The organism is Kitasatospora sp. NPDC087271 (assembly GCF_044744605.1).
In the GTDB taxonomy this organism is placed as follows: Bacteria; Actinomycetota; Actinomycetes; order Streptomycetales; family Streptomycetaceae; genus Kitasatospora.
The window spans coordinates 270663-293749 of sequence record NZ_JBIUYQ010000001.1 but is presented as its reverse complement, the minus strand read 5'-3'; the positions used below and the strand labels follow the sequence as shown (position 1 = coordinate 293749).

Here is a 23087-nt window from a genome sequence, read left to right as displayed (position 1 = left end):
TGACAGATAACAGATTTCGAAATCTGTTATCTGTCAGCTGTTATCTGTCGGCTGTTATCTGTTACCTGCTGCCCGCCGTCCCGGGGGTGCCCTCAGTCGCCCAGGTAGTGGAACCCCGGGCGCGGGTGCATCAGGAACTCGTGGTGCGAGATGTTCCAGGCGTACGCGCCCGCCATCGCGAACAGCACCCGGTCGGCTGCCCGCAGGCCGTCGGCGTCGGCGGCGGCCCGGGCGAGGACGTCCTTCGGGGTGCAGAGCTGGCCGGCCAGGGTGGCGCGGCCGGTGGCGACGGCGGGGCGCGGCCACGGGTGCGGCCAGGCGTCGACCGGGAGCACCTCGAAGGGCTGGGAGTGCCCCCGGGTGGCGGGGGTGCGCAGGTGGTGGGTGCCGCCACGGACCACCGCGAAGTCCTCGCCGTGGCTCTGCTTCACGTCCAGCACCTCGGTCGCGTACCAGCCGCAGTGGGCGGTCAGGGCCCGGCCGGGTTCGATCCGCAGGGTCAGGCCGGGGTGGGCGTCCAGCAGCTTGGCCAGCCCTTCGCCGAAGGCCGTCCAGTCGAAGTGGTTCGCCGGGTCGTCGTAGTCCACGGCCATTCCGCCGCCGACGTTGACCTCCGTCAGCGGGAAGCCGTGCCGCTCGGCCAGCGCGGCCGACCAGGCCACGATCTGCTCGGCGACGGCCAGTTGTTCCGCCGCCGCGAGCCCGCTGGCCAGATGGGCGTGCACGCCGCGCAGACGCAGCCGCCGTCCGAGCGGGCCGGTGCCGTCGCCGGTGCCGTCGCCGGTGAGCTGGCGCACGCACTCCTCGGCGCGGTCCGGGTCGAGCCCGAAGGGCGTCGGTCGCCCACCCATCGCGAGTGCCACCGCGTCGAGCGCACCGGTGGCGACCGGCAGGTTGACCCGTAGCAGCACGTCGACCACCGTGCCCGGCCGGTCCGCGAGGACGGCGTCGAGCCGGTGCAGTTCCTGCTCGCTCTCGATGTGCCAGCGGTGCACCCCGGCGTCCACGGCGGCGGCGATCTCGGCGGGCGTCTTGCCAGGGCCGCCGAAGGCCAGCGGCGCGTCCGGAACGGCCGCCCGCACGTGCGCCAACTCACCTCCGCTGGAGACCTCGTAGCCGTCGACCGCGTCGCGCAGCGCGGCCAGCAGCGGCGCCTCCGGATTGGCCTTGGCGGCGTAGTACAGCTCGACCCGCGCGGGCAGCGCGGCCCGGACGGCGGCGGCGTGCGCGCGCAGCGCCGCCAGGTCGTAGACGTAGGCGGGCAGGGCGTCGGGCGCGAGGGCGGCGACGTGCCGGCGGACGATCTCGGTCATCGGGCGGCGCTCCCGAGGGAGAGGGGGGTAGCGGCGCGGGCGGCCTGGGCGAGGACGGATCCGGCGAGCGGCGAGGGCAGGCGGACGTAGCCGGCCTGTCGGTCGGCCTTGCGCTCCCAGCGGGTGAGCAGGTTGGCCTTGGCCGGCAGCGGCACGCCCGCGAGCAGCGCCCGCAGCCGGGGCGGGCGGCCGTGGCCTGCCGCGTACTGCTCCAGGGTGTCCCGGACCGCCTGCCACAGGGCGCCCTCCAGCTCGGGGTGGCGGTCGGCGAGGGCGGCCAGCAGTTCGGCGACGTGGTTGACCAGCAGGCAGTAGACCACCCGGTCCCAGCCGCGTTCGGCGTCGTACGTCATCGGCCCGGCGACTTCGGGCGGGAGGGCGGCCAGGATGTCGGCGTTGTGCTCGGGGACGAGCTTGGTGCCCTCCAGGTCGCGGAAGAGCACCTGGGTGGGGTGCCCGGTGGCGTCGACGCCGATGAGCACGTTCTGCAGGTGCGGCTCCAGCACCACGCCGTGGTCGAAGTAGGCGGCGAGCACGGGCGGGATGAGCAGCCCCAGATAGGCCCGCCACCAGTCCAGGGCCCGGGAGGCGTCCGAACTCCCCTCCAGCAGACGGGAGATGTGGGAGGAGCTGGTCGGGTGCTCGTCGGCGACGGCGGCGGCCAGCAGCGGGGTGACGCCGGGCCGCAGCACGCCGCCGAAGCCCTCGCGGACGATCAGGCCGAAGCCCTCGTACAGTGCCTGGTCGGGTCGGCCGTCGGCGCCGGGCAGGGCGAGGGTGCGGAACGCGGGCTCGCGCAGCATCGCCGCGTCGGGGAAGCGCCGGGCGAGGTCGGCGAGGGCGGGGGCGAGCAGCCGGGTGAGTTCGACGGCGCCGGTGAGCTCGTAAGCGGCGTTCTTGCGCAGGCAGTTGGTGATGCGCACGTTGAGGCTGAACTTGAGGAAGGCGTCCGCGCCGTGGAGGGTGCGCACCGAGGCGGTGGCGGCGAACTCCTCGCCGCGCGGCCCGAGGTCGAGGACGTCCCCGCGGTCCAGGGCGTCGCGCAACAGCGGGTGATCGCCGATGAGTTGGTACTGCCAGGGGTGGGCGGGCAGCAGGCGGTATCCGTCCGGGACGTCGCCGAGGCCGTCCAGCAGGGCGCTCGCGCTGTCGTCCAGGGACTGCTCGGTGAGCAGTTCGGTGCGGACGGCGAGGTGGCGCAGCGGGAACGCCGCACGGGACTCCGGGGCGTACCCGCGCCAGTCCCCCCGGGCGGCGGAGCGGGACTTGGGCGCCGGGTGGAAGCGGTGGCCGAACAGCAGGGCCTGCTCGGACTCCAGGTAGCGGTCCGGTCCGGAGACCGGGCGGTCGGCCAGGCTCTGCCGGAGGCCGTCGTGGCTGGAGGTGACCTGGCCGAGGAACTCCTCGTTCACCGTGCCGGTGCGCAGCTCCAGTTCGTCCTGCACGTGTTCCGCCAGCTCTCGCCAGTCCAACTCCGCCCAGATGCCGCCTCGTTCGATCTCGACCGGGCCGGTGAAGCGGTGCGCGCCGAGCAGCGAGGTGCGGCGCAGGGCGATCCGCAGCAGGGCGCCGCGCCGGGGCAGGCGCAGCAGCAGGCGGCCGTCGGCCACGGCGGTCTGGTGCTCGGGGGCGGAGACCTCGCGCAGCAGGCAGTTCAGCAGGGTGTGGGCCACCGCGTCGTCGGCGGTGGGCAGTTCGTGGCTGATCGGCTCGTGGGTGATCGACTTGGGGGCGATCGGCTCGGGGGTCATCGGCGACTCCAGCGCTGGCGGAGGGACGGGAGGGAGAATGCGGTGGCCGCGACGGCGGCCAGCAGGGCGGCGGCGGTGCCGGCCACCACGGGCGCGGCGGCGCCGAACTGCCCGTTGGCCAGCGCTGCGACGGCTCCGGCGGCGACGGCGCCGCCCTTGGAGACGAGTTCGAGCGTGCCGAACATCCGCCCGGGTGCGCGCCCTTGGGCCGCTCCGGCGGCGAGCACGGCGAGGCAGACCAGGCCGAGCGTGAGCCCGGCGCCGAGCAGCAGCCGGACGGCGACGAAGACCGGGAGCGAGTACGCGACGGCGTGCCCGGCCAGGCCGAGCGCGACGAGGCCGAAGCCGAGTGCGATGCCGGTGTGCGGGCGGGCTTGGAACAGCGTGTGGACGCGTGCGGCGAACACCAGGTAGCACAGGTGTGGCAGGGCGAACAGCACGCCGGTGGTGGTGCCGGAGACGCCGGGAAGCCGCTGCTCGGCGAGCGAGATGAGATAGGGGAAGGAGATGACGGTGGCGAAGACGAAGACGAACTCGAAGACGTAGAGCGGGAGGAGCGGGGAGGCGGGTGCCCGCTCGGCGTGGCCCTCCGACGCGGGGGCGGCCGCCGGACGGTCCGGCTCGGGCAGCAGGGACAGCAGCAGCGCGGCGGCGAGCGGGAGGACGGCCATCACCAGGTACTGGCGGTGCGGGTCGATCCACGGGGACAGCGCGCCGACCAGGATCGGGGCGGCCACCAGGGCCGCCCGGGCGCTGCCCTGCATCAGGGTGAGTGCGCGGGACAGTCGCGGTCCGTCGAGGGCGGCGGCGAGGTAGCCGTTGGTGGCGGCGAAGGTGCCGCCGAGGAAGCCCTGAAGGACCAGCGCGAGGGTGAACGCGGGCAGGCTGCCGGCGGCCCCGGCCAGCAGGAAGGAGACGGTGAGCCCGAGTTGGGCGCGCAGCAGCAGCCGCTTGCGGCCGAAGCGGTCGGCGAGCCGGCCCCACAGCGGTGCGCCGAGCGCGCTGAAGACCGTCGGGACGATGTAGAGCACGCCGGCCCACCGGGCCTGCGGATCGCCGAGCGTGGGCAGGATCGCGGTCAGGTACGGCGGCAGGCCCAGCGCGGCGAAGGAGGCGACGAAGTAGCAGGCGGCGACGGCGTGCACCTGGCGGCGGCCGAGTCCGCCGGAGTGGTCGGTCCCGTGGCCGGACCGCTGCGAAACGGTCTCCACACTCACCGGGTGATCCCGTTCGCCAGCAGGTAGTTGGGGCCGCTGGTGTAGTGCTTGTTGATGTCGGCGGCGCCCGAGCGCTGCTTGCTGAGCAGGGTCCCGGCGCTGACCATGGCCTTGACCGGCAGGCGTTCGGCCTCCAGCAGGTCCGTCCGCAGCGGCTCACCGGCCGGTCCGATCCGGTCCACCGCCTCGGCCAGGCGCTTTCGCAACAGTGCGAGCACGTCGGTGAGTTCGGCGCGACGGTGCTCGGCGAGGCCGAACGCGAGCGCGCCGGTGCACAGGTGGCCGGTGATGGTGGTGAACAGGTCGGTGAGCGCCCGGTCGTCGTCGCCGAAGATCCGGTCGTCGTCGAAGTCGGCCCGGGTGGGGGCGAGTTCGCCGAGGCGGGCGGTCATCCGGGCAGTGTGCACGCGCGGGCCGTCGTCGTCCTTGTAGAGCAGGCGCAGTCCGTCGCCGTCGAGCACCAGGGAGGTGTTCTGCTGGTGCGACTCCAGTGCTATGCCGTAGTCGAACAGCGTGGTCTGCCAGTCCAGCAGCAGTTCCAGCAGGGCGTCGTAGAAGGCGAGTTGGTCGCCGTCGTGGAATCGGTCGGCGAGGTGGTCGAGCACCAGGCGGCCGCCGGGCGCGGGGGCCAGCAGGGCGGCCAGCGGGACGGTGACGGCCCGCTCCAGCCCGGCGGGGTAGCGGCGCAGCAGGACGGCCAGCAGTTCGTGACCGGCGTGCGCCCAGGTCTGCTCGTCGGCGTGCAGGACGCGGCCGGCGAAGCGCGGCTCGCGGGCCAGCACGGCCTCGATCAGGCGCTGGCCGGCGGCGCCGTCGAGCAGCGTGCCGGGCTTGATGGTGCGGCGGTTGAGCCGGCCCAGCGTGGCGGTGGCGAGCGGGAGTTTGAGGTGGCAGGCGGGGTCGTCGGCGACGGCGACGGTGCGCATGGAGAGCGTCGGCACGACGGTCAGGTAGGGCCGTTCGGCCAGCACCGCGCGGTCGGCCAGGCCGGCCGCCTCCAGTGCCTCGTCCAGCGGGGCGCCGACGGTGAGGGGGTGGACCGGCAGGGTGGTCCAGCCGTCGCCGGGGCAGGCGTCCGCAAGGCCCAGCCAGGCCGGAGTGGGCCACCAGCTCGGGAGCGGGCGCCGGCCGTGGGTGGTGAGGGCGTCGGTCGGGACGGCCAGCCAGCGCAGCTCGAACGCGGGGTGGAACTCCGGTGCGTAGGATTTCAGTTGGTGTTCGGTGAGGCCGGACCGGCCGCGCGCGGTCGGGTAGACGGGGTGGTCGAGGTAGGCGGCCAGGGTGTCGTGGCCGAGGGCGGCGGCCAGACCGGTCCAGTCGGCCGGGTCCTCGCCGTACAGGTCGGTGAGCCGGGCGTGCACCTCGGGCCGCGCGCGCTCGTGCAGTTCCATGGTGGCGAGGGTCTGGCGGCACTCCTCGGCGAAAGCGTCCCAGCCGGGCCGGTCCTCGGCCTCGGCCAGGCCGGCCAGTGCTGCCACGATGACGTCCAGGCCGGTGAGCCGGCGCCCGGCCAGCTCCAGTAGGGGCAGCCGGGCGGCGTACTCGCACTGGAAGCCCTCGACGGCGACGGGCAGGGCGAGTTCGGCGTCCGCGACGGTGAACCAGGCGCCGTCCGCGCGGTCCTCCACGGCGCCGCGGGTGCGCAGGCCGAGGACGTCCTCGCGCAGCAGGGCGGAAAGCACCCGCAGGGTGAGCTGCTCGTCGGCGGTCACGGGGTGATCTCCCAGCGGTTGGCGGCGCGGAACCGGGCGACGGCGGCGTCCACGGCTTCCTGGTCGGCGCCGATGGCCCACATCACGCCCAGGTAGTCGCGGTTGGTGCGGTAGTGCTCGTGCCGCTCGCCGAGCGGGCGCAGCGGGCGGTAGGCGAGCCGGACGCCGTCGCGCTCCTCGTCGTACGGCCCGGGGGCGGCGGTGAGGAGGCCGGCGCGGTCGGCGCAGACCACCTCGTTGCGGGCCCGGCGCGGGGTCGCGGCGCACTGCGCGCCGAGGTCCGCGGGGAGTTCCCGGCCGAGGTGGGCGGCGAGGATGTGCTCGAAGAGCGGGATGCCGAGGACCTCGGCGAGCATCAGGTCGCACTGGTCGCCGATGGCGCGGTAGTTGACCTCGATGATCCGGGCGCGGCCGTCGGGCTGCACGACGAACTCGGTGTGGCAGGCGCCGAGTCCGATCCCGAGCGCGTCGAGTTGGGCGAGCACCTGCGCGACCACCTCGCCGGGGTGCGCGGGGACGAACTCCAGCACCTCCTCGATGAAGTCCGGCGGCGGGGAGAGCTGCGTGCGGAAGCCGCCGAGGACGTGCCGGCGGCGGCCGTCGCCGAGCGTCTCCAGGGTGCACAGCCGGCCGTCCAGGAACTCCTCGACGACCAGCGTCGCGCCGGCCCGGCGGTGCTGGATCTCCCGGCAGCGGAGGGCGAGTTCGGCGGCGTCGGCGACCAGTGTGACGTCCTCGCTGGCCACTCCCTCACGAGGTTTGACCACGCACGGGAACGGCGGCTCCAGCTCGGCCGGGTCCTGCCCGGGGGCCAACTCGGCGGACCAGACGGCGTCCTGGCCGGTCAGGGCGAGGTGGCGGCGCAGCTGGCCCTTGTCCTTGGCCCGCAGTGCGGCCTTCCAGTCCTTGGCGGGGAGGCCGAAGTACTCGGCGGCCAGGGCGGTCTGGGTCTGCAGGTGGTCGCTGTTGCTGAACACCGCGTCGGGCGCGTGGTGGCGGGAGACCAGGCTGATCACGGCGCGGAAGTCCCGGACGTCGCACTCCAGCACCGCGGGTGCGGTGAACGGGAGGTCGGCGTAGGCCTTCTGGTGGGGTTCGGCGTGGTCGGTCAGGACGGTGACGTCGAGCCCGAGCCGGGCGGCGGCGGGCAGGAAGCCGGCGGTGACCGAGTCGGTGGGGTTGAGGGCGAGCAGGTAGAGCCGCATGGGGTGGTGGTCCTTGAGGGTGGTGGCGGACGGGGGTGACCGCGGGCGGTGGCGGCCACAGCGGCAGCCGCCTCCGCCCGCCGTCGTCCGTCGGCGGTTACTTGGGCGCGTCCACGCCCGCGGCCTTGGCGATGTCGCCGAGCATGGCGTCGGCGGCCTGGACGCCGATGCCGGACATCCAGGTCTCGTCCGGGACGTTGAAGACCTTGCTGTTCTTGACGGCGTTCAGGCCCTGCCAGACCGGGGTCTGCTGGACCTCGCTCTCCTTGGTCTTGGACGGGTCGTCGGCGGTGGTGACGAACACCAGGTCGGCGTCGGCCTGGTTGATCTGCTCGGCGCTCACCTCGACGATGTTCTTGTCGACGTCCTGGGCGGCCGGGCGGGCCAGGCCGACGTCCTTGAGCACCACGCCGCTGTAGGAGGCCTTGGCGTAGAGGCGGGTCGGTCCGGCCACGAAGCGGACCACCGAGGCGGTCGGCATGGTGCCGCCGTTCTTCGCCTTGATCGCCTCACCGAGCTTGGTGGCCCGCGCCTCGTAGTCGGCGAGCGCCTTCTTGGCCTCGTCCTCCTTGCCGAGCGCCTGCGCGTAGAGGGCGAGGTTCTCCTTCCACGGGAACCCGGTGGTCTCGGCGAGCACGGTCGGCGCGATCGCGTTCAGCTGGTCGTAGACCTTGGCGTGGCGGACCTTGGAGGAGAGGATCAGGTCGGGCTTCAGGGAGGCGATCAGTTCCAGGTTCGGCTCGTTCATCGGGCCGACGTCCTTGGTGTCCTTGATCTTGTCCTTGAGGTAGTTCGGGAACCCGCCCTCGGTCTTCATGTGCGGCGACACCGCGCCGACCGGCGTGATGCCGAGCAGCGTGACGTCGTCCAGCTCGCCGCTGTCCAGCACCACGACGCGCTTGGGCTGGGCCTTGATCTGGGCGGTTCCGGCGGCGTGGGTGACGGTGCGCGGGAAGCCGGCGGACGCGCCGGCGCTCGCGGAGGAGGCGTCCCCGCTCTGCTTGGTCCCGCCGTCGCTGCCGCAGGCGGCGAGCAGCGTGGTGGACAGGGCGACGGCGAGGACGGCGACGGGGAGGCGGCGGTTCATGGGGGTCCTTGGATCGGGTCGAGCGGGCGTCGGGTTGCGGAGCGTCGAGGGTGAGGAGCGTCGGGGGTGACGAACGGGGGCAGTGGTCAGCGGTCGGCGGCGCGCGGCCGGGTCCGCGCCCGGGGGACGACCAGCGGCGTGCCGGTCTCCGGGTCGGGCACCACCCGGCACGGCACCTGGAACACGGCCTCGACCAGGTCGGCGGTGAGGACCTCGGCGGGCGGTCCGGCGGCGGCGAGCCGCCCGTCCTTGAGCACCACCAGGTGGTCGGCGTACCGGGCGGCCTGCCCGAGGTCGTGCAGCACCATGACGACGGTGCGTCCGGCCTCGGCGTGCAGGTCGGCGACCAGGTCGAGGACGTCGAGCTGGTGGCGCAGGTCGAGGAAGGTGGTCGGCTCGTCGAGCAGCAGCAGTTCGGTGTCCTGGGCGAGTGCGAGCGCGATCCAGGCGCGTTGGCGCTGCCCGCCGGAGAGCCGGTCGACCTGCTGCTCGCGCAGTTCGGCGGTGCCGGTCCGGGCGAGGGCGTCCTCGACGGCGGCCTGGTCGGTCTTGGACCACGGGCTGAGCATCCGCTGGTGCGGGTACCGGCCGAGCCGTACCAGCGCCTCGACGGTGATCGCCTCGGGGGTGACGGGCTGCTGCGGCAGCAGGCCCATCCGCTTGGCGAGGGCCCGGGCGGACATCCGGTGGATGTCGGAGCCGTCCAGGGTGACGGTGCCGGCGGCGGGGTCGAGCAGCCGGACCAGTCCGCGCAGCAGGGTCGACTTGCCGCAGGCGTTGGGCCCGACGATGGCGGTGACGGCGCCGCCGGGCAGTTCGAGGTCGAGCCCGTCGACGATCGTGCGGTCGCCGTAGCGCAGGTCGAGGCCGTGCGCGGCGAGCCGGTTGGCGGTGGTGGTGACGGACTCGACGGTCGTCGTGGGCGTCATCAGTTGCTCCTCTGGGGAGGCCGGCCCTGGCGGATCATCAGCGCCAGGAGCCAGGGCGCGCCGAGCGTGGCGGTGACGGCACCGACCGGCAGGCCGTGGACGGGGATCACGTGGAGCACGAGGAGGTCGGCGGACAGCAGCAGGACGGCGCCGGTGAGCGCGGTGAGTCCGAGCGTGCCGAGGGTGGGCGGCCCGGCGAGCAGCCGGACCAGGTGCGGTACGGCGAGCGCGACGAACGCGACCGGGCCGGTGAGGGCGGCGGCCAGCGAGGCGAGGGTGATGCCGAGCAGCAGCAGCCAGAGCCGGTCCCGGCCGGGGTTGAGGCCGAGGCCGCCGGCCGAGTCGTCGCCGAGGTCGAGGACCGCGATCCGCCGCTGGCAGAGCAGTACGGCCAGGGCGGTCAGCGTGATGGCGGTGCCGCCGATCCACACCTCGGTCCAGTTGCGGCCGTAGAGCGAGCCGGTGGTCCACTGCATCGCGGAGGAGGCCAGCTCGGCCGGGAACCGTACGATCATCAGGTTCACGGCGGCGGCGAGGCCCTGCTGCACCGCCAGGCCGACCAGCACCAGCCGGGTGACGGCCATCTTCGACCGCCAGGCGAGGCCGCCGAGCAGCAGCGCCGCCAGCAGTCCGCCGCCGAGCGCGGCCAGCGGGATCAGCTGCTGGGAGGCGCCGGTGGCGAGCATCAGCACCGCGCCGAAGGACGCGCCGCCGGTGACACCGATGGTGTCGGGGGAGGCCAGCGGGTTGCGGAAGAGCCGCTGGAGCATCGAGCCGGCCATCGCCAGCCCGGCCCCGGCGATCAGCGCCGACACCACCCTGGGCGCCCGGAACTGCTGCACCACCAGGACGTTTCCGGGTTCGCCCTGCCCGACCAGGGCGCGCAGCGCGTCCCATCCGGACAGGCTCACCTGTCCGGTGCCGAGCGCGACGCCGGTCAGCACCACCAGGACGACGGCGGCCAGCGCCGACCACGCGGCGGTGCGGGCCCGGCGGCGGGCGAGCGTGCCGACGGGTACGGCGAGCGCGGTCACCGGGCCACCTTCCGGGCCAGTACGGCGAGAAGCGGCGCGCCGAGGAAGGCGGTCACGATGCCGACCTCGATCTCGGAGGGGCGCACCACGAGCCGTCCGAGCACGTCGGCGGCGAGCAGCAGCAGCGGACCGGCGATCAGGCAGCCCGGCAGCAGCCAGCGGTGGTCGTTGCCGAGCAGCGGGCGGACCAGGTGCGGCGCGGCCAGTCCGATGAACGCCACCGGCCCGGCGACGGCCACCGCACTGCCCGCGAGCAGGACGACGGCCAGCCCTCCGGCCAGTCGGATCCGGGCCACCGGCACGCCGAGCGACTGGGCGGTCTCGTCGCCGAGGGCCAGCGCGTTGAGGGCGGGCGAGATCGCGAACGCGCCCAGCAGGCCGAGCATCAGGAACGGCAGCACGGGGGTGAGGGTGTCCAGCTGCCGCCCGCCGATCGAGCCGGCCAACCAGAACCGGGCCTCGTCCAGGGTGCGGTGACTGGCCAGCATCAGCGCGGAGGTCCAGGAGGTGAGCACCACGGTGAGCACGGTGCCGCCGAGCGCGAGCCGGACCGGGTCGAGGTCGCCGCCGCGCCGGGACATCGCGTACGCGGCGACCGCGGCGACGGCCGCCCCGGCGAAGGCGAACCAGACGTACTCGACGGGCCGGGTGAGGTCCAGCGCGTAGATCGCGGCGACCACGGCGAGACTCGCGCCGGCGTTGACGCCGAGGGTGACCGGGGAGGCAAGCGGGTTGCGGGTGACGCCCTGGGCGACCGCCCCGGCGACGCCGAGCGCAGCCCCGACGGCCAGTCCGATCACCGTTCGCGGCAGGCGAAGGCCCGTCACCACATCGGCGTCGCCGCCGTGGGCGGCCCCGGTGAGCGCGTCGGCCACGGTGGACAGCGGGATGGATCGGGAGCCGAGCGCGAGGCTCAGCGCGGCGCACAGCACGAGCGCGCCCACACCGGCGACCAGCAGCAGGGGCCGCTGGACCGCAGACGATCGAGGCGTCGCCGGGGCCGTGGTGGCCGGCGGGTCGGTTCTCAACACGAGTCGACATCTTAGGTTAGGTTTGCCTAAGTTCGTCAATCTCGGGTCGTCTGATCCGATGTCGGACCGTTCGCCGCAACGTCACCCCGCCCAGGTGTCGCGGGTGTCGCCCCGCCCACGTGTCGCGGGTGTCGCGCCACCCGGCCCGGCCCCGGGTGGTGCACTCCCTGGGGCATTGTAAGGTGAGCCTCACCTTATTCGATCATGCGGAGTCGATCCACGGAGCGCCGATGATCCCCGGAACACCCCTGCCCGTCGCGCCGACGTCCACCCTGCCCGGCGACTACCGGCGCCTGCGCGAGCTCTGCCCGGTGCTGGAGCTGCGCCTGCTCGGCGCCGACGAACCCGACCCCCGTGCCGCCGACGGCTGGTACTCGGGGGCCGAACTCGCCGCCGACGAACGGGCCCTGGCCGCCGTTCTGGCCGGCGAGGAGGAGCGCATCGCCGCCGAACACGGCCGTGCCCCCCGCCCGCACGTCACCGCCTCCAGACTGCTGCACCACTACGTCTGGTCCGCGTGCCTGCTCATCGCGGGCCCCTGGCACCTCGCCCGGAAAGTCCCCCTCGTCGACCCCGCCGACCTCTGGCTGCACGCCCCCACCGGGGACCTCGCGCTGCGCCCGCGCGGCCACGTCACCCTCCCCGGCGACGACGAACTCCGCGCCGAACTGCGGGCCGCCGTGGTCGCCCACGTCGAGCCGGTGCTCGCTGCCTTCGCCGCCCCCAGCCGGCGCCGCGACCGCGCGCTCTGGGGCATGGTGACGGACGACCTCGCCTCCGCCGTCTGGTACCTCGGCCGGATGCTCGGCGAGGAGGACGCCGCGGTCGTCGCCGCCGGGGCGGTGCTGCCCGGCGGCACCCTCCCGCTGCCCGGCGCCGCCGACTTCCGCCGCCTGCACACCCCCGACGGGCGCGGCCACCACACCCGTACCCGGCTCGGCTGCTGCCTCTACTACGCCGTCAAGCCCGAGGCCGCCGCCTGCCTGACCTGCCCGCGCACCGGCGACGAGGAACGGCTGCGCCGGTTCTGAGGGGTCCGTCCGCGGATCGCCGGCGGGGATCGTCGACGGGATCGTGCGGGGGAACCGTCGGGGACGGTTCGCTGTCAGTGGCATCGGCTAGGGTCGCGGCCATGATCGATTCGACGACGCGGGTTCGCATCGCCCGGCCCTCGCGCGACCTCGCGGCGGCCGAGCGCTTCTACGTCGGCGGCCTCGGCCTCGACGTGCTGTGGCGCACCACCGAGCGGGTGCCCGGCGAGCACGACCTGCTGATGGTCGGTCCGCCCGGCGGATCCTGGCACTTCGAACTCACCCACGACCCGGAGAACCCGCTGGAGCCCACCCCGACGGTCGACGACCTGTTCGTCGTCTACCTCGGTGCGCCGGTGGACGACGCCCTGGTCGCCCGGCTGGAGGCCGCCGGCGGTACCCCGGTCCGGGCCCACAATCCCTACTGGGAGGAGTTCGGCGTGACGATATCCGACCCGGACGGCTACCGGCTGGTGCTCTGCTCCCGTGGCTGGGGAGCCTGACCGCCTGTCCGACCCCGTTCGGTCTCGCCGCCCGCCCCGTCCCTGCCGCGCAGCACCGCCACGCCCCGGTCCAGGTCCACGCCGAAGTGCGGCGGCGCTCCGACCTGGGCGTCGTCCCGCAGCGTCAGTTGTTCCCGCCGCTGTTCGACCTGTACCCGCTTGCCCGGGCTGAACAGCGCCTGCAACTCCTCCAGGCCGCCGCCCAGGCCCACCCCGGTGCTCCCGCCGCCGCGCCGCCAACGCCCCGACGACTCGCCCCGGATCTGCCACGCGATCAGGAGCATCAGCCCGATCACCGCCGCCGCCACGCACGCCACGTCTACGATCACACCCATGTACGCCCAACGCCGGGCGGCCGCACCCGCGTTCCCCGAGGGCGCCGCGCCGGTGGCGGCGTCCACCCGCTACCCTGCCGCGCGAACCGAAGGAGACTTCTCACCATGACCGTGCGCGGAACCACCGTGGACATCCCGACGGCGGACGGCACCGCCGATGCCTACCTCGCCCGTCCCGACGACGGGCGGGCCCACCCCGGCGTCATCCTCTATATGGATGCCTTCGGGCTCCGACCCCAGCTGAAGGACATGGCCGACCGGCTCGCCCGGGCCGGGTACGCCGTGCTGGTCCCCAACGCCTACTACCGGAACGGCCGCGCGCCGGTCGTCGAACTGCCGCCGCTGATCGACCTGGAGAAGGACCCGGCGATCTTCAAGCAGATCGGCCCGCTGCTCGCCACCCTCACCCCCGAGGTGACCGCCCGCGACGCGGACGCCTACCTGCGCTGGCTCGCCGAGTCCCCGCTCGTCGAGGACGGCCCGGTCGGCCTCACCGGCTACTGCCGCGGCGCGGTGCTCGCCCTGCGGACGGCCGCCAGCCACCCCGACCGGATCGCGGCCATGGCCGGTTTCCACGGCGGCAGCCTCGCCACCGAGGCGCCGGACAGTCCGCACCTGGGCGCCTCCCGGATCACCGCCGAGGTGTACTTCGGCCACGCCGACGAGGATCCGTCCATGCCCGCCGAGCAGATCGAACGGCTCGCCGGGGCCCTCGCCGCCGCCGGTGTCCGCCACCGGGAGGAGGTCTACCAGGGCGCCCCGCACGGCTACACCCAGGCCGACACCACCCGCTACGACGCCGTCGCCGACGCGCGCCACTGGGAGGCGCTGCTCGACCTGTTCAAGCGGACCCTGTCGGCCTGAGCCGCCGGAGGGCCGGGGCGGCCAGCGACGCCGCCCCGGCCTGGGCCGTGCGGGCGCGGGCCGGTGACGGCCTCACGCCACAGCACCTCCTCTTCGTCCTCCGGTCACACAACGGACGCGAGGTGTTCGGGCTTGCGTGGAGCCGGGCCGTCATGGTCTGGTGCCTGAAAGCGAGTCCGGGCCCGGCCGGGGGCCGACCCGCCGGGCGTCGGGGAGGCGCCCGGGACTCGTGGCAGTGGTGAGCAACGAACCCGCGTCACCCGGTACCACAGGCCGGGACCGGGCGGACGGATCCAGGGGGGAACCGAACGTGCAGAAGACGGAGAACAGGCAGAACGCGCAGGAACCGTGGGGCACGCGGGACACGCAGGGCGCACGGGGCATGGGGGGCGTAGAGGTAGTACGGGGCACCCGGGGCACGCGGGGCACGCGGGACGTGCAGGACGCCATCGCGCAGGCGCTGGCCGAGAGCGTCCCCGACGGGCTCCGGCAGGGCGAACTCGACCGTGGCGGGCGGGCATTGCGCTGGGTGGAGGCGGGGCACGGCGGCCCGCCGGTGGTCCTGCTCGCGGGCTGCGGCACTTCGTCGCTGACCTGGGCGCCGGTGCTGTCCGAACTGGCCGCGCACAGCCGGGTCGTGGCGTACGACCGGGCCGGGCTCGGTGCCAGTGACCCCGCTCCCGTCTCCGGTCCTTCGCTGGAGTCCCCGACCGGGGACCTGGCTGCCCTGGTGGAGCACCTCGGCGCCGGCCCGGCCATCCTGGTCGGGCACAGCTGGGGCGGCCAGCTGGCCCAACTCCTCGCCTGGCGGCACCCGGAACTGGTGGCCGGCCTGGTCCTGGTGGATCCGGCGCACGAGGAGTTCCAGCCACCGGCCATCCGCGCGGCCGAGGCCGTCCTGTTGCGGGTGGGGCTGCTCCGGGCGGCCATGACGCCCGCCGCACGCCGTGCCGGGGGAGCCGTCGCGAGGGCCGAGGCGGCCGTCGAGGCGCATCGCCACCAGCGGCGGACCATCCTCGACGAGAACCGGCTGACGGTCCTCGCGGTCTCCGAGATCCGGCGGCGGCGCGCGGCCGCGCGGCTGCCCGACGTGCCGGTGACGGTGCTGAGCGCGACCGACGGCCTGCCGGGGGCGATGCGCGCCCGCTGGACCGTCCTCCAGTCACACGTCGTCGCCGGCGCGGCCAAGGGGTCGCACATCGTGGTGCGCGGCGCCGGCCACCACGTCCACGCCGACCACCCGCAGGCCGTCGCCGCTGCCGTTCTGGAGGTGGTCGAGCACGCCCGGCAGGGCCGGGACAGCTGACGGCGGCGGCCCTCAACGCCTCGCCGGACAGCGCCTGCTGACCGTTCGACCCCCTCTGGCACACTGGGGGCCGAACGGCCCGCTGGGGAGGGTCATGACACATGGGGGCGGGAGTATGAGGGGTCCGGGCGCCGTGCTCGGCGGGCGGTACACGCTGGTCGAGCGGATCGGCGGCGGGGGGATGGGTACGGTCTGGCGGGCCGACGACACGGTGCTGGCGCGACCGGTGGCCGTCAAGATCCTGCACTCGGCGCTGTTCGAGGACGACACCTTCATCCAGCGCTTCCGCCGGGAGGCCCAGCTGGTCGCCGCGATCGACCACCCGGCCGTCGTGGACGTCCACGACTACGGTGAGAGCGGCGGCGGTGCCGAGGGCCGGGAGGGCGGCGAGGGCGGTGACGCCGGGGACCGCTGCGCCTACATCGTCATGGAGCTGGTCGACGGCCGGCCGTTGGACCGGGTGCTCGCAGAGGAGGGCCCGATGCCTCCCGAGCGCGCCCTCGGTCTGGTCGCCGCCGCGCTGGACGGCCTGCACGCCGCCCACCGCCGGGAGATCGTGCACCGGGACATCAAGCCGTCCAACCTGATGGTGCGCACGGACGGCCGGGTGACCATCACCGACTTCGGCATCGCCCGGGCGATCGCCAGTACCAAGATCACCGCCTCGCACGCGATCGTCGGCACCGCCCTCTACATGGCCCCCGAACAGGCCGAGGGCACGGGCACCGGGCCGGCCTCCGACCTCTACTCGATCGGCGTGGTCTGCTTCGAACTGCTCACCGGGAAGCCGCCGTTCGTCGGCGAGAGCGTGTTGGAGGTCGCGCTCAAGCACGTCCGCCAGCCGGCGCCGGAGCTGCCGGGGGCCTTCCCCGCGGCGGTCCGCGAGCTGGTCGCGAAGGCACTGGAGAAGAAGCCGGAGGACCGGTTCGCCGACGCCGCCGAGATGGCGGCCGCGGCCCGGGCGGCGATCGGTGCGAAGGACGCGGGCGCTGCGGCGGGTGCGGCCGGCGCCCCGGCCGACACCGGGACGGTCGACCTCAGGGCGGCGGCCGGGGGAGCGGCTGCGGGTGAAGGGGCCGGGGGTGGGGTGGCCGGGGGTGCCGGCGTGGCGAAGGCCGGTGCCCTGGTGCCGGTCGCGGACGGTGCCGACCAGCCCGCGTCGGGCGAGCGCCCGGCGTCGGGTGGCCCCGTGCCGGACGAGGACGAGGTCGCCAAGGTGGGGCCGCAGCCGGTGACCGAGCCGGGCAAGCGCCGGTCGCGGCGCGCACTGCTGGTGCCGGTGATCGTCCCCGTGGTCATCTCGATGGGCACGGCGACCGTCCTGCTGGTGGACCGCGGCCCCGGCCGGTCGGACGCGGCCGAGCCGCCCGCCGCCCAGCCGACCGTCGTCGTGACGGCCCCGGTGACCCCGGGCACGGGCACCCCGGCGGCCCCGGCCACGACTCCGCCCGCCACGCCGACACCCTCCGACACCCCGGTCGCGGCCCCGGCCGCCGACCAGCAGCCGAGCACCCCGAACCAGCCGGGCGCGCCCGTCCCGGCCCCCGCGCCGGGCGGCAACGGAGGCGCGGCTGGCCGGGGCACCGGCGCGGGCACGGCGGGCGGCGGCAACACGGCCGGTGGCGGCGGCGCTTCGGGCGGTTCCGCGGGCGGCTCCGGCGGCGGGGCTTCGGGCGGCCAGTCCAACCAGTCCGGCGGCGGGGGCGGCACCGCCAACCAGCCCGCCAACCCCAATCCCAATCCCAACCCGCAGCCCCCGGCCCAGAACGCGGCCGGTGGCTCCCCCGCCGGGGGCGGCTCCCCGTCCGGCGGCGGTTCGCCCTCGGGCGGCGGCAACCCGCCGGCTCCGCAGGCCCCCACCCGGCCGCCGTCGTGCGGCGGCACCTCCTGGACCACCATCGTCAACGTGAAGGACGGTCGCCCGATCGGGATGGCCCGCGACGAACTGAGCGGCGACAACCCGATCGTGGTCGGCGGTGCGTCCCAGTACGGCTGGGTGCGGGCGACCAACCCCGGCTCCTGGATCAGTCTCAACGCCTGCAACAGCGGCGGGCCGCTGCTCGTCCAGACCATGGACGGCAAGGTCACCCTGAGCGGAGGCTTGAGTTTCCTGACCAACTGGACGGTGCGCAGCGGGTCCTCCCAGGGCTCCTACACGCTGGCCGACTACCAGAACCAGCGCTGCATGACCGACAACGGCCCCGGGAACGCGGTCACCATGGTGACCTGCACCCCCGGCAACACGGCCCAGGAATGGCGGTTCCAGTGACAGCGACCGGCGGAGCCGACGACGGTGTGGTCCTCTACTGGCGGCCGCTGTGCACGTTCTGCATGAACCTGCGCCTGGCGCTGCTCTTCACCCGCCTGCGCTACAGCCGGCGGTTCACCATGGTGAACATCTGGAAGGACCCGGACGCCGCCGCCTTCGTCCGCTCGGTCGCGGACGGCAACGAGACCGTGCCGACCGTCACCGTGGCGGGGCGACCGATGGTGAACCCGTCGATCCGCCAACTGCTCGCCGCAGTGCGGGAGTACGCGCCGGACGTGCTCCCGGGGAGGCCTCGCTGACCGGTCCGGGCGAGGAGTGGTACCCCTTCGCTCTCCCGCTCCAGATCCCGATCCCGCCGTTGCCGTTGCCGTTGCCGTTTCGGCTGTCGCTGTCGCTGTCGCTGTCGCTGTCGCTGTCGCTGCCGCTGCCGCTTCTGCGACCGGACGGGCCCGGCGCGGGCGGCGGTTGAGCGCAAGTGCCGACCCGGCCCGGGTGTCCGTACGGGCAGGTCGCCCGGGGGCCGGGGCGGGCGAGCGGGGCGCGGCGGGAACCGGGCGTCATCACAGATGCCGGTGGAGGAGGGTCCGTTGTGGAGCGCGGGGTCTCCCCGGCTCCGGTGCGCCCCCAGGTGTCGCGCCCAACTCGCCGACTGCGCTGAGGAGTCGGGCGAACACGAGGTCCGGTGGCGCTAGCAGATGACCCGGCGGCGGGCAAGGGCGGCAGGTGGCGGGACCTCGCCAAGCGGATGTCAAGATTCCGTATTGGAAGTTCTACAGGGATGTAAAAGTCGATTCCGGCCCGCTCGGCTTCGCGCGCCGAATCGACGTTCGACGGTCGATCGGACATCGGTGCAGGCGGTCGGGCGTGGTTCGGGTGGGAACCCACTGCAAGGCGCGGTGAATTGCCCCGTTTTGCCCACCACTTGAGGGATCTGGCGAGCTGGCGGGACCTGGCCAATCGCTGAAGTAGACCTGTCAATTCACCTGCTGGATTGTCATGCTTCTGGACAGCCCCGGCGGTAGCCCCCACCCCCACCCCTTGGTGGCTCGCCGCTCGACCGCCCGGGGTTTCAGCACGTCAGCGCCCATTTCCGCCCCACAGGTGCCGACCCCGGCCCCCGGAACGCGGCGCGACCGCGTCCACACGCGGTTTCCCGGAAGGACTCGCACGTGAAGCGAAAGCTCGCAGCTGTCGCCGTACTGTCGGCCACCGCCCTGCTGACCGGTGTGATCCAGGTGAGCACCGCCGCCCAGGCCAGCCCCGTCGCCGGCCTCCAAGCCCAAGCCGACCACCAGCACGCGGCCGTGCTCGCGCTGGCCGGCGGCCAGTCCGGCCCGCTCGCCAAGGCCCTCGCCCTCGGCGAGAAGGAGCGGCTCGTCGCCAAGGACGCCGTGGTGGACAAGGACGGCACCCGGCACCTGCGCTTCGAGCGCACCTACGCCGGCCTGCCGGTGCTCGGCGGCGACCTGGTCGTCCACCAGAAGGCCAACGGCTCGGTCAAGTCGGTCGACAAGGCGGTCTCCGCCAAGCTCGCGCTGCCGAGCCTGACCCCGCAGATCCCGGCCGACCAGGCCGCCACGCAGGCCACCGGTGCGGTCAAGGCCACCGTCGGGGTCACCCTCGACGCCGACGAGTCCCCGCTGGCCGACGTGCACCAGACCGGCAAGGCCGAGCTGGTCGTCTGGGCGACCGACGGCAACCCGCGCCTGGCCTACCGGACCACCGTCGAGGGCGTGCGCGCCGACGGCACCCCGAGCAACCAGGTGCTCGTCACCGACGCCGCCACCGGCAAGGTGCTGTCCACCCACGAGAAGATCCAGACCGCCGCCGGCACCGGCAAGGGCGTCTTCGTCGGCCAGGTGCCGCTCACCACCGCGCAGAGCGGCTCCAGCTACTCGCTGAAGGACGACAGCCGCGGCGGCCAGTCCACCAGCGACATGAGCAACGGAACCGCCGGCAACGGCTCGCTGTTCGCCAACACCTCCAACAACTTCGGCGACGGCACCGCCTCCAACCGCGAATCCGCCGCCGTGGACGCCCAGTTCGGCGCGGCCACCACGTGGGACTTCTACAAGAGCACCTTCGGCCGCAACGGCATCCGCAACGACGGTGTCGGCGCCGCGAGCCGCGTCCACTACGGCTCCAACTACGTCAACGCCTTCTGGGACGACAGCTGCTTCTGCATGTCCTACGGCGACGGCAACGGCGACGCCGCCCCGCTCACCGAGATCGACGTGGCCGGCCACGAGATGAGCCACGGCGTCACCGCCGCCACGGCGAACCTCAACTACTCGGGTGAGTCCGGAGGCCTCAACGAGGCCACCTCCGACATCATGGGCACGATGGTCGAGTGGTACGCCAACCTGCCCTCCAACCCGCCGAACTACTGGATCGGCGAGCTGATCAACCTGAACGGCAACGGCACCCCGCTGCGCTACATGGACCAGCCCAGCAAGGACGGCCAGTCCGCCGACTCCTGGTCCGCCGGCGTGGGCAACCTCGACGTGCACTACTCGTCGGGCGTGGCCAACCACTTCTTCTACCTGCTGTCGGAGGGCAGCGGCGCGAAGAGCATCAACGGGTTCGACTACAACAGTCCGACGGCCGACGGCTCCTCGCTCGCGGGCATCGGCCGGGACAAGGCCGCGCAGATCTGGTACCGCGCGCTGACCGTCTACTTCACCTCCACCACCGACTACGCGGGCGCCCGGGCGGGCACCCTCAGCGCGGCGGCGGACCTGTACGGCAACGGCAGCGCCGAGTACAACGCGGTCGCGGCCACCTGGACGGCGGTCAACGTCAACTGACGACCGCCTGAGTGGGCCCTGCCGAACCGTGGGTGCCGGCGGGCGGGGCCGCACGGCGGGGGCGACGGTGTGCGGACCACCGTCGCCCCCGCCGTCATGTGCGCGGGGCGTGGCGCGCGGGCTCAGCGATGCGGGGTTGGACGCCGGAACCGTCAGTCCCACCGTCAGTCCCACCGACGGTCGGAGCGGTCGGAGCGGTCGGAGCGGTCGGAGCGGTCGGAGCGGTCGGAGCTGTCGGAGTGCGGCGGCGGTAGCGCTGTTCGGTCGCGGTGCACGCGGCGAGCAGCAAGGCCGCCGCCGCGGCCGCGGTGATCGCGAACGGCACGGCGGGCGCGAAGTGCGTGGTCGCCCAGCCGCCCAGGAAGGTGCCGGCCGATTGCGCCAGGATCAGCGCGCTGACCAGCGCCGCCATCGCCTCGCCCAGCCGGACGGCCGGCACCGTCCGCTCGACCAGGCCGAACATCGTGATCATCTGCGGTGCGACCGCCACCCCGAGGAGGCCCACGGCAGCGGTCGGGCTCCACGGGCTCCCGGTGGAGACGAGCAGGACGCTGGAGGCGGCGAACAGCAGTGCCATCCCGGCCAGCAGCAGGACGGAGGGCACGGTGAGCAGCCGCTCAGGGCGCGAGGTCCTTCCGGATCTGGTCCAGGATCAGGCCGGCTCCGGTGTAGCCGATCCCGAGCATCCACAGGCTGTCGTCGACCCGGAACACCCGGCCGGTGCGGACGGCGTCCAGGCTCTTCCACAGCGCGCCATCGGTGATCCTGCCCTGGTCGGACTTGGCCGCGTCCCCGTAGACCGAGTAGAAGATGACGTCGGCCGCCGCCTGGTCCACCTGCTCGGGGCTGATCTCGACCGAGAACCCGGGCTTGTCCTGGTTGGCGGGCCGGCCGAGCCCGAGGTCCTTGAACAGCGAGCCGACGAAGGTGTCGTTGAGGTACAGCCTGGTCGGTGCGCCGGCTAGGAAACGAGCCATCTCGACCCGGGTGGCGGCGGCCTTGGCCGGGCCGCCGAGTGCGGTGACGAGGTCCCGCGCCTTCGCCCGGTACGCCGTGTCGGCCGCTTCGGCTTCGGCCTGCCGGCCCGTCGCCTCGGCGTGCAACCGGACGTTCTCCTTCCAGCTGGGCCCGGTGGTCTTGGACAGCACGGTCGGCGCGATCTTCGCCAGTTCGTCGTACCGCTTGTCGTCGCGCACCTGGTTGCTCAGGATGAGGTCCGGCCGCAGCGCCGCGATCGCCTCCAGGTTGGGCTGCCCGATGGCGCCGACGGCCTTCGTCGTGGCCAGCCGTTCGGCGGGCAGGTAGGAGGGGAAGGGAGCGCCCTCGGTGACGGTGGTCGCGCCGACCGGCGTGAGCCCGAGGGTGACCACCGAGTCCAGCGCGTCGGTGTCGAGCGCCACCACCCGGGCGGCCCGGGCCGGTACGGTGCTCTCGCCGCGAGCGTGCCGGACGGTCCGGGGGCCGGCCCCGCTGGACCCGCCGGAACCGCCCGGCGCGCCGGGCTCACCGGTCGCGCCGGTCGAACCGGCGGACGGTGCCGGGGAGTTCGGTCCGCAGGCGGCGAGCGCGAGGCCCGGGGTGAGCCCGGCGGCGAGGCCGAGCGCGGCGCGGCGACTGAGGGGTCTGGGCATCGGCGGTTCCTCCAACGGGTGGGCAGGGCGCGGGAATCCCTGCCCTCCCGTCGGAGGGGTTACGCCTCGGTGTCGTTCTCCCGTCGCTGGCGCAGCAGTTCGTCGTACTCGGCGGGCACCCGCCGGTCCATCGCGAGGGCGAACTGCGCGTCGACGACCGTACGGGCCAGCGGCCGCACCCGCAGGATGCGTTCGGTGAGCCGGGCCGCCTCGCCGGGCGGCAGCGGGGCGTCGGCGGCGAGGGCGCCGAGCAGGTGCTCGCCGACCACGTCGATGAAGATCTCGGCGATGGCTTCCACGTGCTCCTGGGTGCGCCGGCTGGCGTCCAGCACCACGGAGAGCGGTACGCCCTCGGCGACGAGTGCGGTGGTGGCGTCCATCAGGCGGCGGCTGATGTGGGTGATCCCGTCGTCGTCGATCGTGATGTAGCCCTGGGCGATCGACTCGGCGGTGTTCTCCTCGGTGAGCTGGTCGTTGAAGACGGTCCTGAGTTCGTCCCAGTCCAGGCGCACCGGGGTCTCGTCCGACCAGGGGGCGACGATCGCGGCCTCCAGCCCGATCAGCTCGGCGACGTCCCGCCCGCTCTCGCCGGCGCCGATCAGTTCGGCGATGCCGCCCAGGGTGTGGCCGCGGTCCAGCAGTTCGCCGATCATCCGCAGTCGGGCCAGATGCTCCTCGCTGTACCAGGCGATCCGGCCCTCCTTGCGGGGCGGCTGGAGCAGTTTGCGCTCGCGGTAGAAGCGCAGCGTCCGGCTGGTGATGCCGGCCGCCTCGGCCAGTTCCTCCACCCGGTACTCGCGTTTTCCGTCACCCGCAGCAGCTCTGACCTTGTCCACGGCGATCAGCATAGGTCCGTCACCTCCGAAGGCTCCCGGAATCCGGGTGGCCGCGCTTCTTCCATCCGGTGTCAGCAAGGGCTACCCTGCCAATCATGCCAGTAATTACTGGCGCGATTAGCGGGGCTCCGACGCCGGTCGTCGGGGAGCCCGAGGCAGTGCGCACAGCACCATGCGGAGCAGCACCAGAGCGACACCGCGGCTTCACCCGGGCGCATCAGGGCAA

Annotated in this window: 20 protein-coding genes; 7 read left to right on the top strand and 13 right to left on the bottom strand. The window is 73.9% G+C overall.

All coding sequences use genetic code 11. The features are described 5' to 3' along the window. Positions 1-92 precede the first annotated feature (92 nt). From ACIO9K_RS01255 to ACIO9K_RS01215, 9 genes are all read right to left on the bottom strand, one after another. Positions 93-1313 (bottom strand): type III PLP-dependent enzyme, encoded by a 1221-nt coding sequence (locus tag ACIO9K_RS01255; protein WP_400325879.1) that lies wholly within the window; start codon positions 1311-1313, stop codon positions 93-95. Further along, positions 1310-3064: an IucA/IucC family protein gene (locus ACIO9K_RS01250; protein WP_400325876.1), complete on the bottom strand. Its 1755-nt coding sequence runs from the start codon at positions 3062-3064 to the stop codon at positions 1310-1312. The genes ACIO9K_RS01255 and ACIO9K_RS01250 overlap by 4 nt, the downstream gene beginning before the upstream one ends. Next, positions 3061-4281: an MFS transporter gene (locus tag ACIO9K_RS01245; RefSeq protein ID WP_400325873.1), complete on the bottom strand. Its 1221-nt coding sequence runs from the start codon at positions 4279-4281 to the stop codon at positions 3061-3063. The genes ACIO9K_RS01250 and ACIO9K_RS01245 overlap by 4 nt, the downstream gene beginning before the upstream one ends. Further along, on the bottom strand, positions 4278-5993 hold the full coding sequence (locus ACIO9K_RS01240) for an IucA/IucC family protein (protein ID WP_400325870.1): 1716 nt from the start codon (positions 5991-5993) through the stop codon (positions 4278-4280). Before ACIO9K_RS01240 ends, ACIO9K_RS01245 begins: the two co-directional genes overlap by 4 nt. Beyond that, positions 5990-7198 (bottom strand): acetyl-CoA carboxylase biotin carboxylase subunit family protein, encoded by a 1209-nt coding sequence (locus ACIO9K_RS01235; protein WP_400325867.1) that lies wholly within the window; start codon positions 7196-7198, stop codon positions 5990-5992. The genes ACIO9K_RS01240 and ACIO9K_RS01235 overlap by 4 nt, the downstream gene beginning before the upstream one ends. A 97-nt stretch (positions 7199-7295) precedes the next feature. After that, positions 7296-8285 (bottom strand): iron-siderophore ABC transporter substrate-binding protein, encoded by a 990-nt coding sequence (locus tag ACIO9K_RS01230; RefSeq protein WP_363616649.1) that lies wholly within the window; start codon positions 8283-8285, stop codon positions 7296-7298. A gap of 86 nt (positions 8286-8371) precedes the next feature. Beyond that, entirely contained in the window at positions 8372-9214 is an 843-nt protein-coding gene (locus ACIO9K_RS01225) for an ABC transporter ATP-binding protein (RefSeq protein WP_363579374.1), read from the bottom strand. After that, positions 9214-10248, bottom strand: coding sequence for a FecCD family ABC transporter permease (locus ACIO9K_RS01220; protein ID WP_400325863.1), 1035 nt, complete (start codon positions 10246-10248; stop codon positions 9214-9216). Before ACIO9K_RS01220 ends, ACIO9K_RS01225 begins: the two co-directional genes overlap by 1 nt. Further along, complete coding sequence (locus tag ACIO9K_RS01215) at positions 10245-11210, bottom strand: FecCD family ABC transporter permease (RefSeq protein WP_400326624.1); 966 nt, start codon at positions 11208-11210, stop codon at positions 10245-10247. The genes ACIO9K_RS01220 and ACIO9K_RS01215 overlap by 4 nt, the downstream gene beginning before the upstream one ends. Before the next feature lie 299 nt (positions 11211-11509). Between ACIO9K_RS01215 and ACIO9K_RS01210 the strand changes: the two genes are divergently transcribed. Next, complete coding sequence (locus tag ACIO9K_RS01210) at positions 11510-12310, top strand: (2Fe-2S)-binding protein (protein WP_363579372.1); 801 nt, start codon at positions 11510-11512, stop codon at positions 12308-12310. Positions 12311-12411: 101 nt separating this feature from the next. After that, entirely contained in the window at positions 12412-12813 is a 402-nt protein-coding gene (locus ACIO9K_RS01205; protein ID WP_400325859.1) for a VOC family protein, read from the top strand. Here the strand turns inward: ACIO9K_RS01205 and ACIO9K_RS01200 are convergent. Continuing rightward, positions 12774-13148: a DUF6191 domain-containing protein gene (locus ACIO9K_RS01200; protein WP_363579368.1), complete on the bottom strand. Its 375-nt coding sequence runs from the start codon at positions 13146-13148 to the stop codon at positions 12774-12776. The two genes, ACIO9K_RS01205 and ACIO9K_RS01200, sit on opposite strands and share 40 nt — an antisense overlap. A gap of 105 nt (positions 13149-13253) precedes the next feature. Here ACIO9K_RS01200 and ACIO9K_RS01195 point away from each other — a divergent pair, with 105 nt between their 5' ends. From ACIO9K_RS01195 to ACIO9K_RS01175, 5 genes are all read left to right on the top strand, one after another. Next, a complete protein-coding gene (locus ACIO9K_RS01195; protein ID WP_363616653.1) occupies positions 13254-14012 on the top strand; it encodes a dienelactone hydrolase family protein in 759 nt (252 codons plus the stop codon). 436 nt (positions 14013-14448) lie between these two features. Further along, positions 14449-15318 (top strand): alpha/beta fold hydrolase, encoded by an 870-nt coding sequence (locus ACIO9K_RS01190; protein WP_400325855.1) that lies wholly within the window; start codon positions 14449-14451, stop codon positions 15316-15318. A 115-nt stretch (positions 15319-15433) separates the two neighbouring features. Further along, entirely contained in the window at positions 15434-17587 is a 2154-nt protein-coding gene (locus ACIO9K_RS01185; protein ID WP_400325852.1) for a protein kinase, read from the top strand. Next, positions 17584-17886 carry a glutaredoxin domain-containing protein gene (locus ACIO9K_RS01180; protein WP_363616659.1) on the top strand — a complete coding sequence of 101 codons (303 nt, stop codon included), beginning with the start codon at positions 17584-17586 and terminating at the stop codon, positions 17884-17886. The genes ACIO9K_RS01185 and ACIO9K_RS01180 overlap by 4 nt, the downstream gene beginning before the upstream one ends. Before the next feature lie 870 nt (positions 17887-18756). Further along, a complete protein-coding gene (locus ACIO9K_RS01175; protein ID WP_363579358.1) occupies positions 18757-20394 on the top strand; it encodes a M4 family metallopeptidase in 1638 nt (545 codons plus the stop codon). A 94-nt stretch (positions 20395-20488) separates the two neighbouring features. Here ACIO9K_RS01175 and ACIO9K_RS01170 read toward each other — a convergent pair whose 3' ends face one another. From ACIO9K_RS01170 to ACIO9K_RS01160, 3 genes are read right to left on the bottom strand one after another with little or no spacing between them, the layout of a single operon-like run. Next, entirely contained in the window at positions 20489-20998 is a 510-nt protein-coding gene (locus ACIO9K_RS01170) for a hypothetical protein (RefSeq protein WP_400325847.1), read from the bottom strand. 13 nt (positions 20999-21011) lie between these two features. Then, positions 21012-22025: an ABC transporter substrate-binding protein gene (locus ACIO9K_RS01165; RefSeq protein ID WP_400325844.1), complete on the bottom strand. Its 1014-nt coding sequence runs from the start codon at positions 22023-22025 to the stop codon at positions 21012-21014. Positions 22026-22084: 59 nt separating this feature from the next. After that, positions 22085-22873: a MerR family transcriptional regulator gene (locus ACIO9K_RS01160; protein WP_400325841.1), complete on the bottom strand. Its 789-nt coding sequence runs from the start codon at positions 22871-22873 to the stop codon at positions 22085-22087. Positions 22874-23087: the final 214 nt, after the last annotated feature.

Excerpts from the sequence above, each read along its gene's own strand:
- ACIO9K_RS01185 (WP_400325852.1), top strand. The coding sequence starts at position 15,434 with ATGAGGGGTCCGGGCGCCGTGCTCGGCGGGCGGTACACGCTGGTCGAG.
- ACIO9K_RS01200 (WP_363579368.1), bottom strand. The coding sequence starts at position 13,148 with ATGGGTGTGATCGTAGACGTGGCGTGCGTGGCGGCGGCGGTGATCGGG.
- ACIO9K_RS01205 (WP_400325859.1), top strand. The coding sequence starts at position 12,412 with ATGATCGATTCGACGACGCGGGTTCGCATCGCCCGGCCCTCGCGCGAC.
- ACIO9K_RS01235 (WP_400325867.1), bottom strand. The coding sequence starts at position 7,198 with ATGCGGCTCTACCTGCTCGCCCTCAACCCCACCGACTCGGTCACCGCC.
- ACIO9K_RS01165 (WP_400325844.1), bottom strand. The coding sequence starts at position 22,025 with ATGCCCAGACCCCTCAGTCGCCGCGCCGCGCTCGGCCTCGCCGCCGGG.
- ACIO9K_RS01225 (WP_363579374.1), bottom strand. The coding sequence starts at position 9,214 with ATGACGCCCACGACGACCGTCGAGTCCGTCACCACCACCGCCAACCGG.
- ACIO9K_RS01255 (WP_400325879.1), bottom strand. The coding sequence starts at position 1,313 with ATGACCGAGATCGTCCGCCGGCACGTCGCCGCCCTCGCGCCCGACGCC.
- ACIO9K_RS01160 (WP_400325841.1), bottom strand. The coding sequence starts at position 22,873 with ATGCTGATCGCCGTGGACAAGGTCAGAGCTGCTGCGGGTGACGGAAAA.
- ACIO9K_RS01250 (WP_400325876.1), bottom strand. The coding sequence starts at position 3,064 with ATGACCCCCGAGCCGATCGCCCCCAAGTCGATCACCCACGAGCCGATC.
- ACIO9K_RS01230 (WP_363616649.1), bottom strand. The coding sequence starts at position 8,285 with ATGAACCGCCGCCTCCCCGTCGCCGTCCTCGCCGTCGCCCTGTCCACC.
- ACIO9K_RS01195 (WP_363616653.1), top strand. The coding sequence starts at position 13,254 with ATGACCGTGCGCGGAACCACCGTGGACATCCCGACGGCGGACGGCACC.
- ACIO9K_RS01210 (WP_363579372.1), top strand. The coding sequence starts at position 11,510 with ATGATCCCCGGAACACCCCTGCCCGTCGCGCCGACGTCCACCCTGCCC.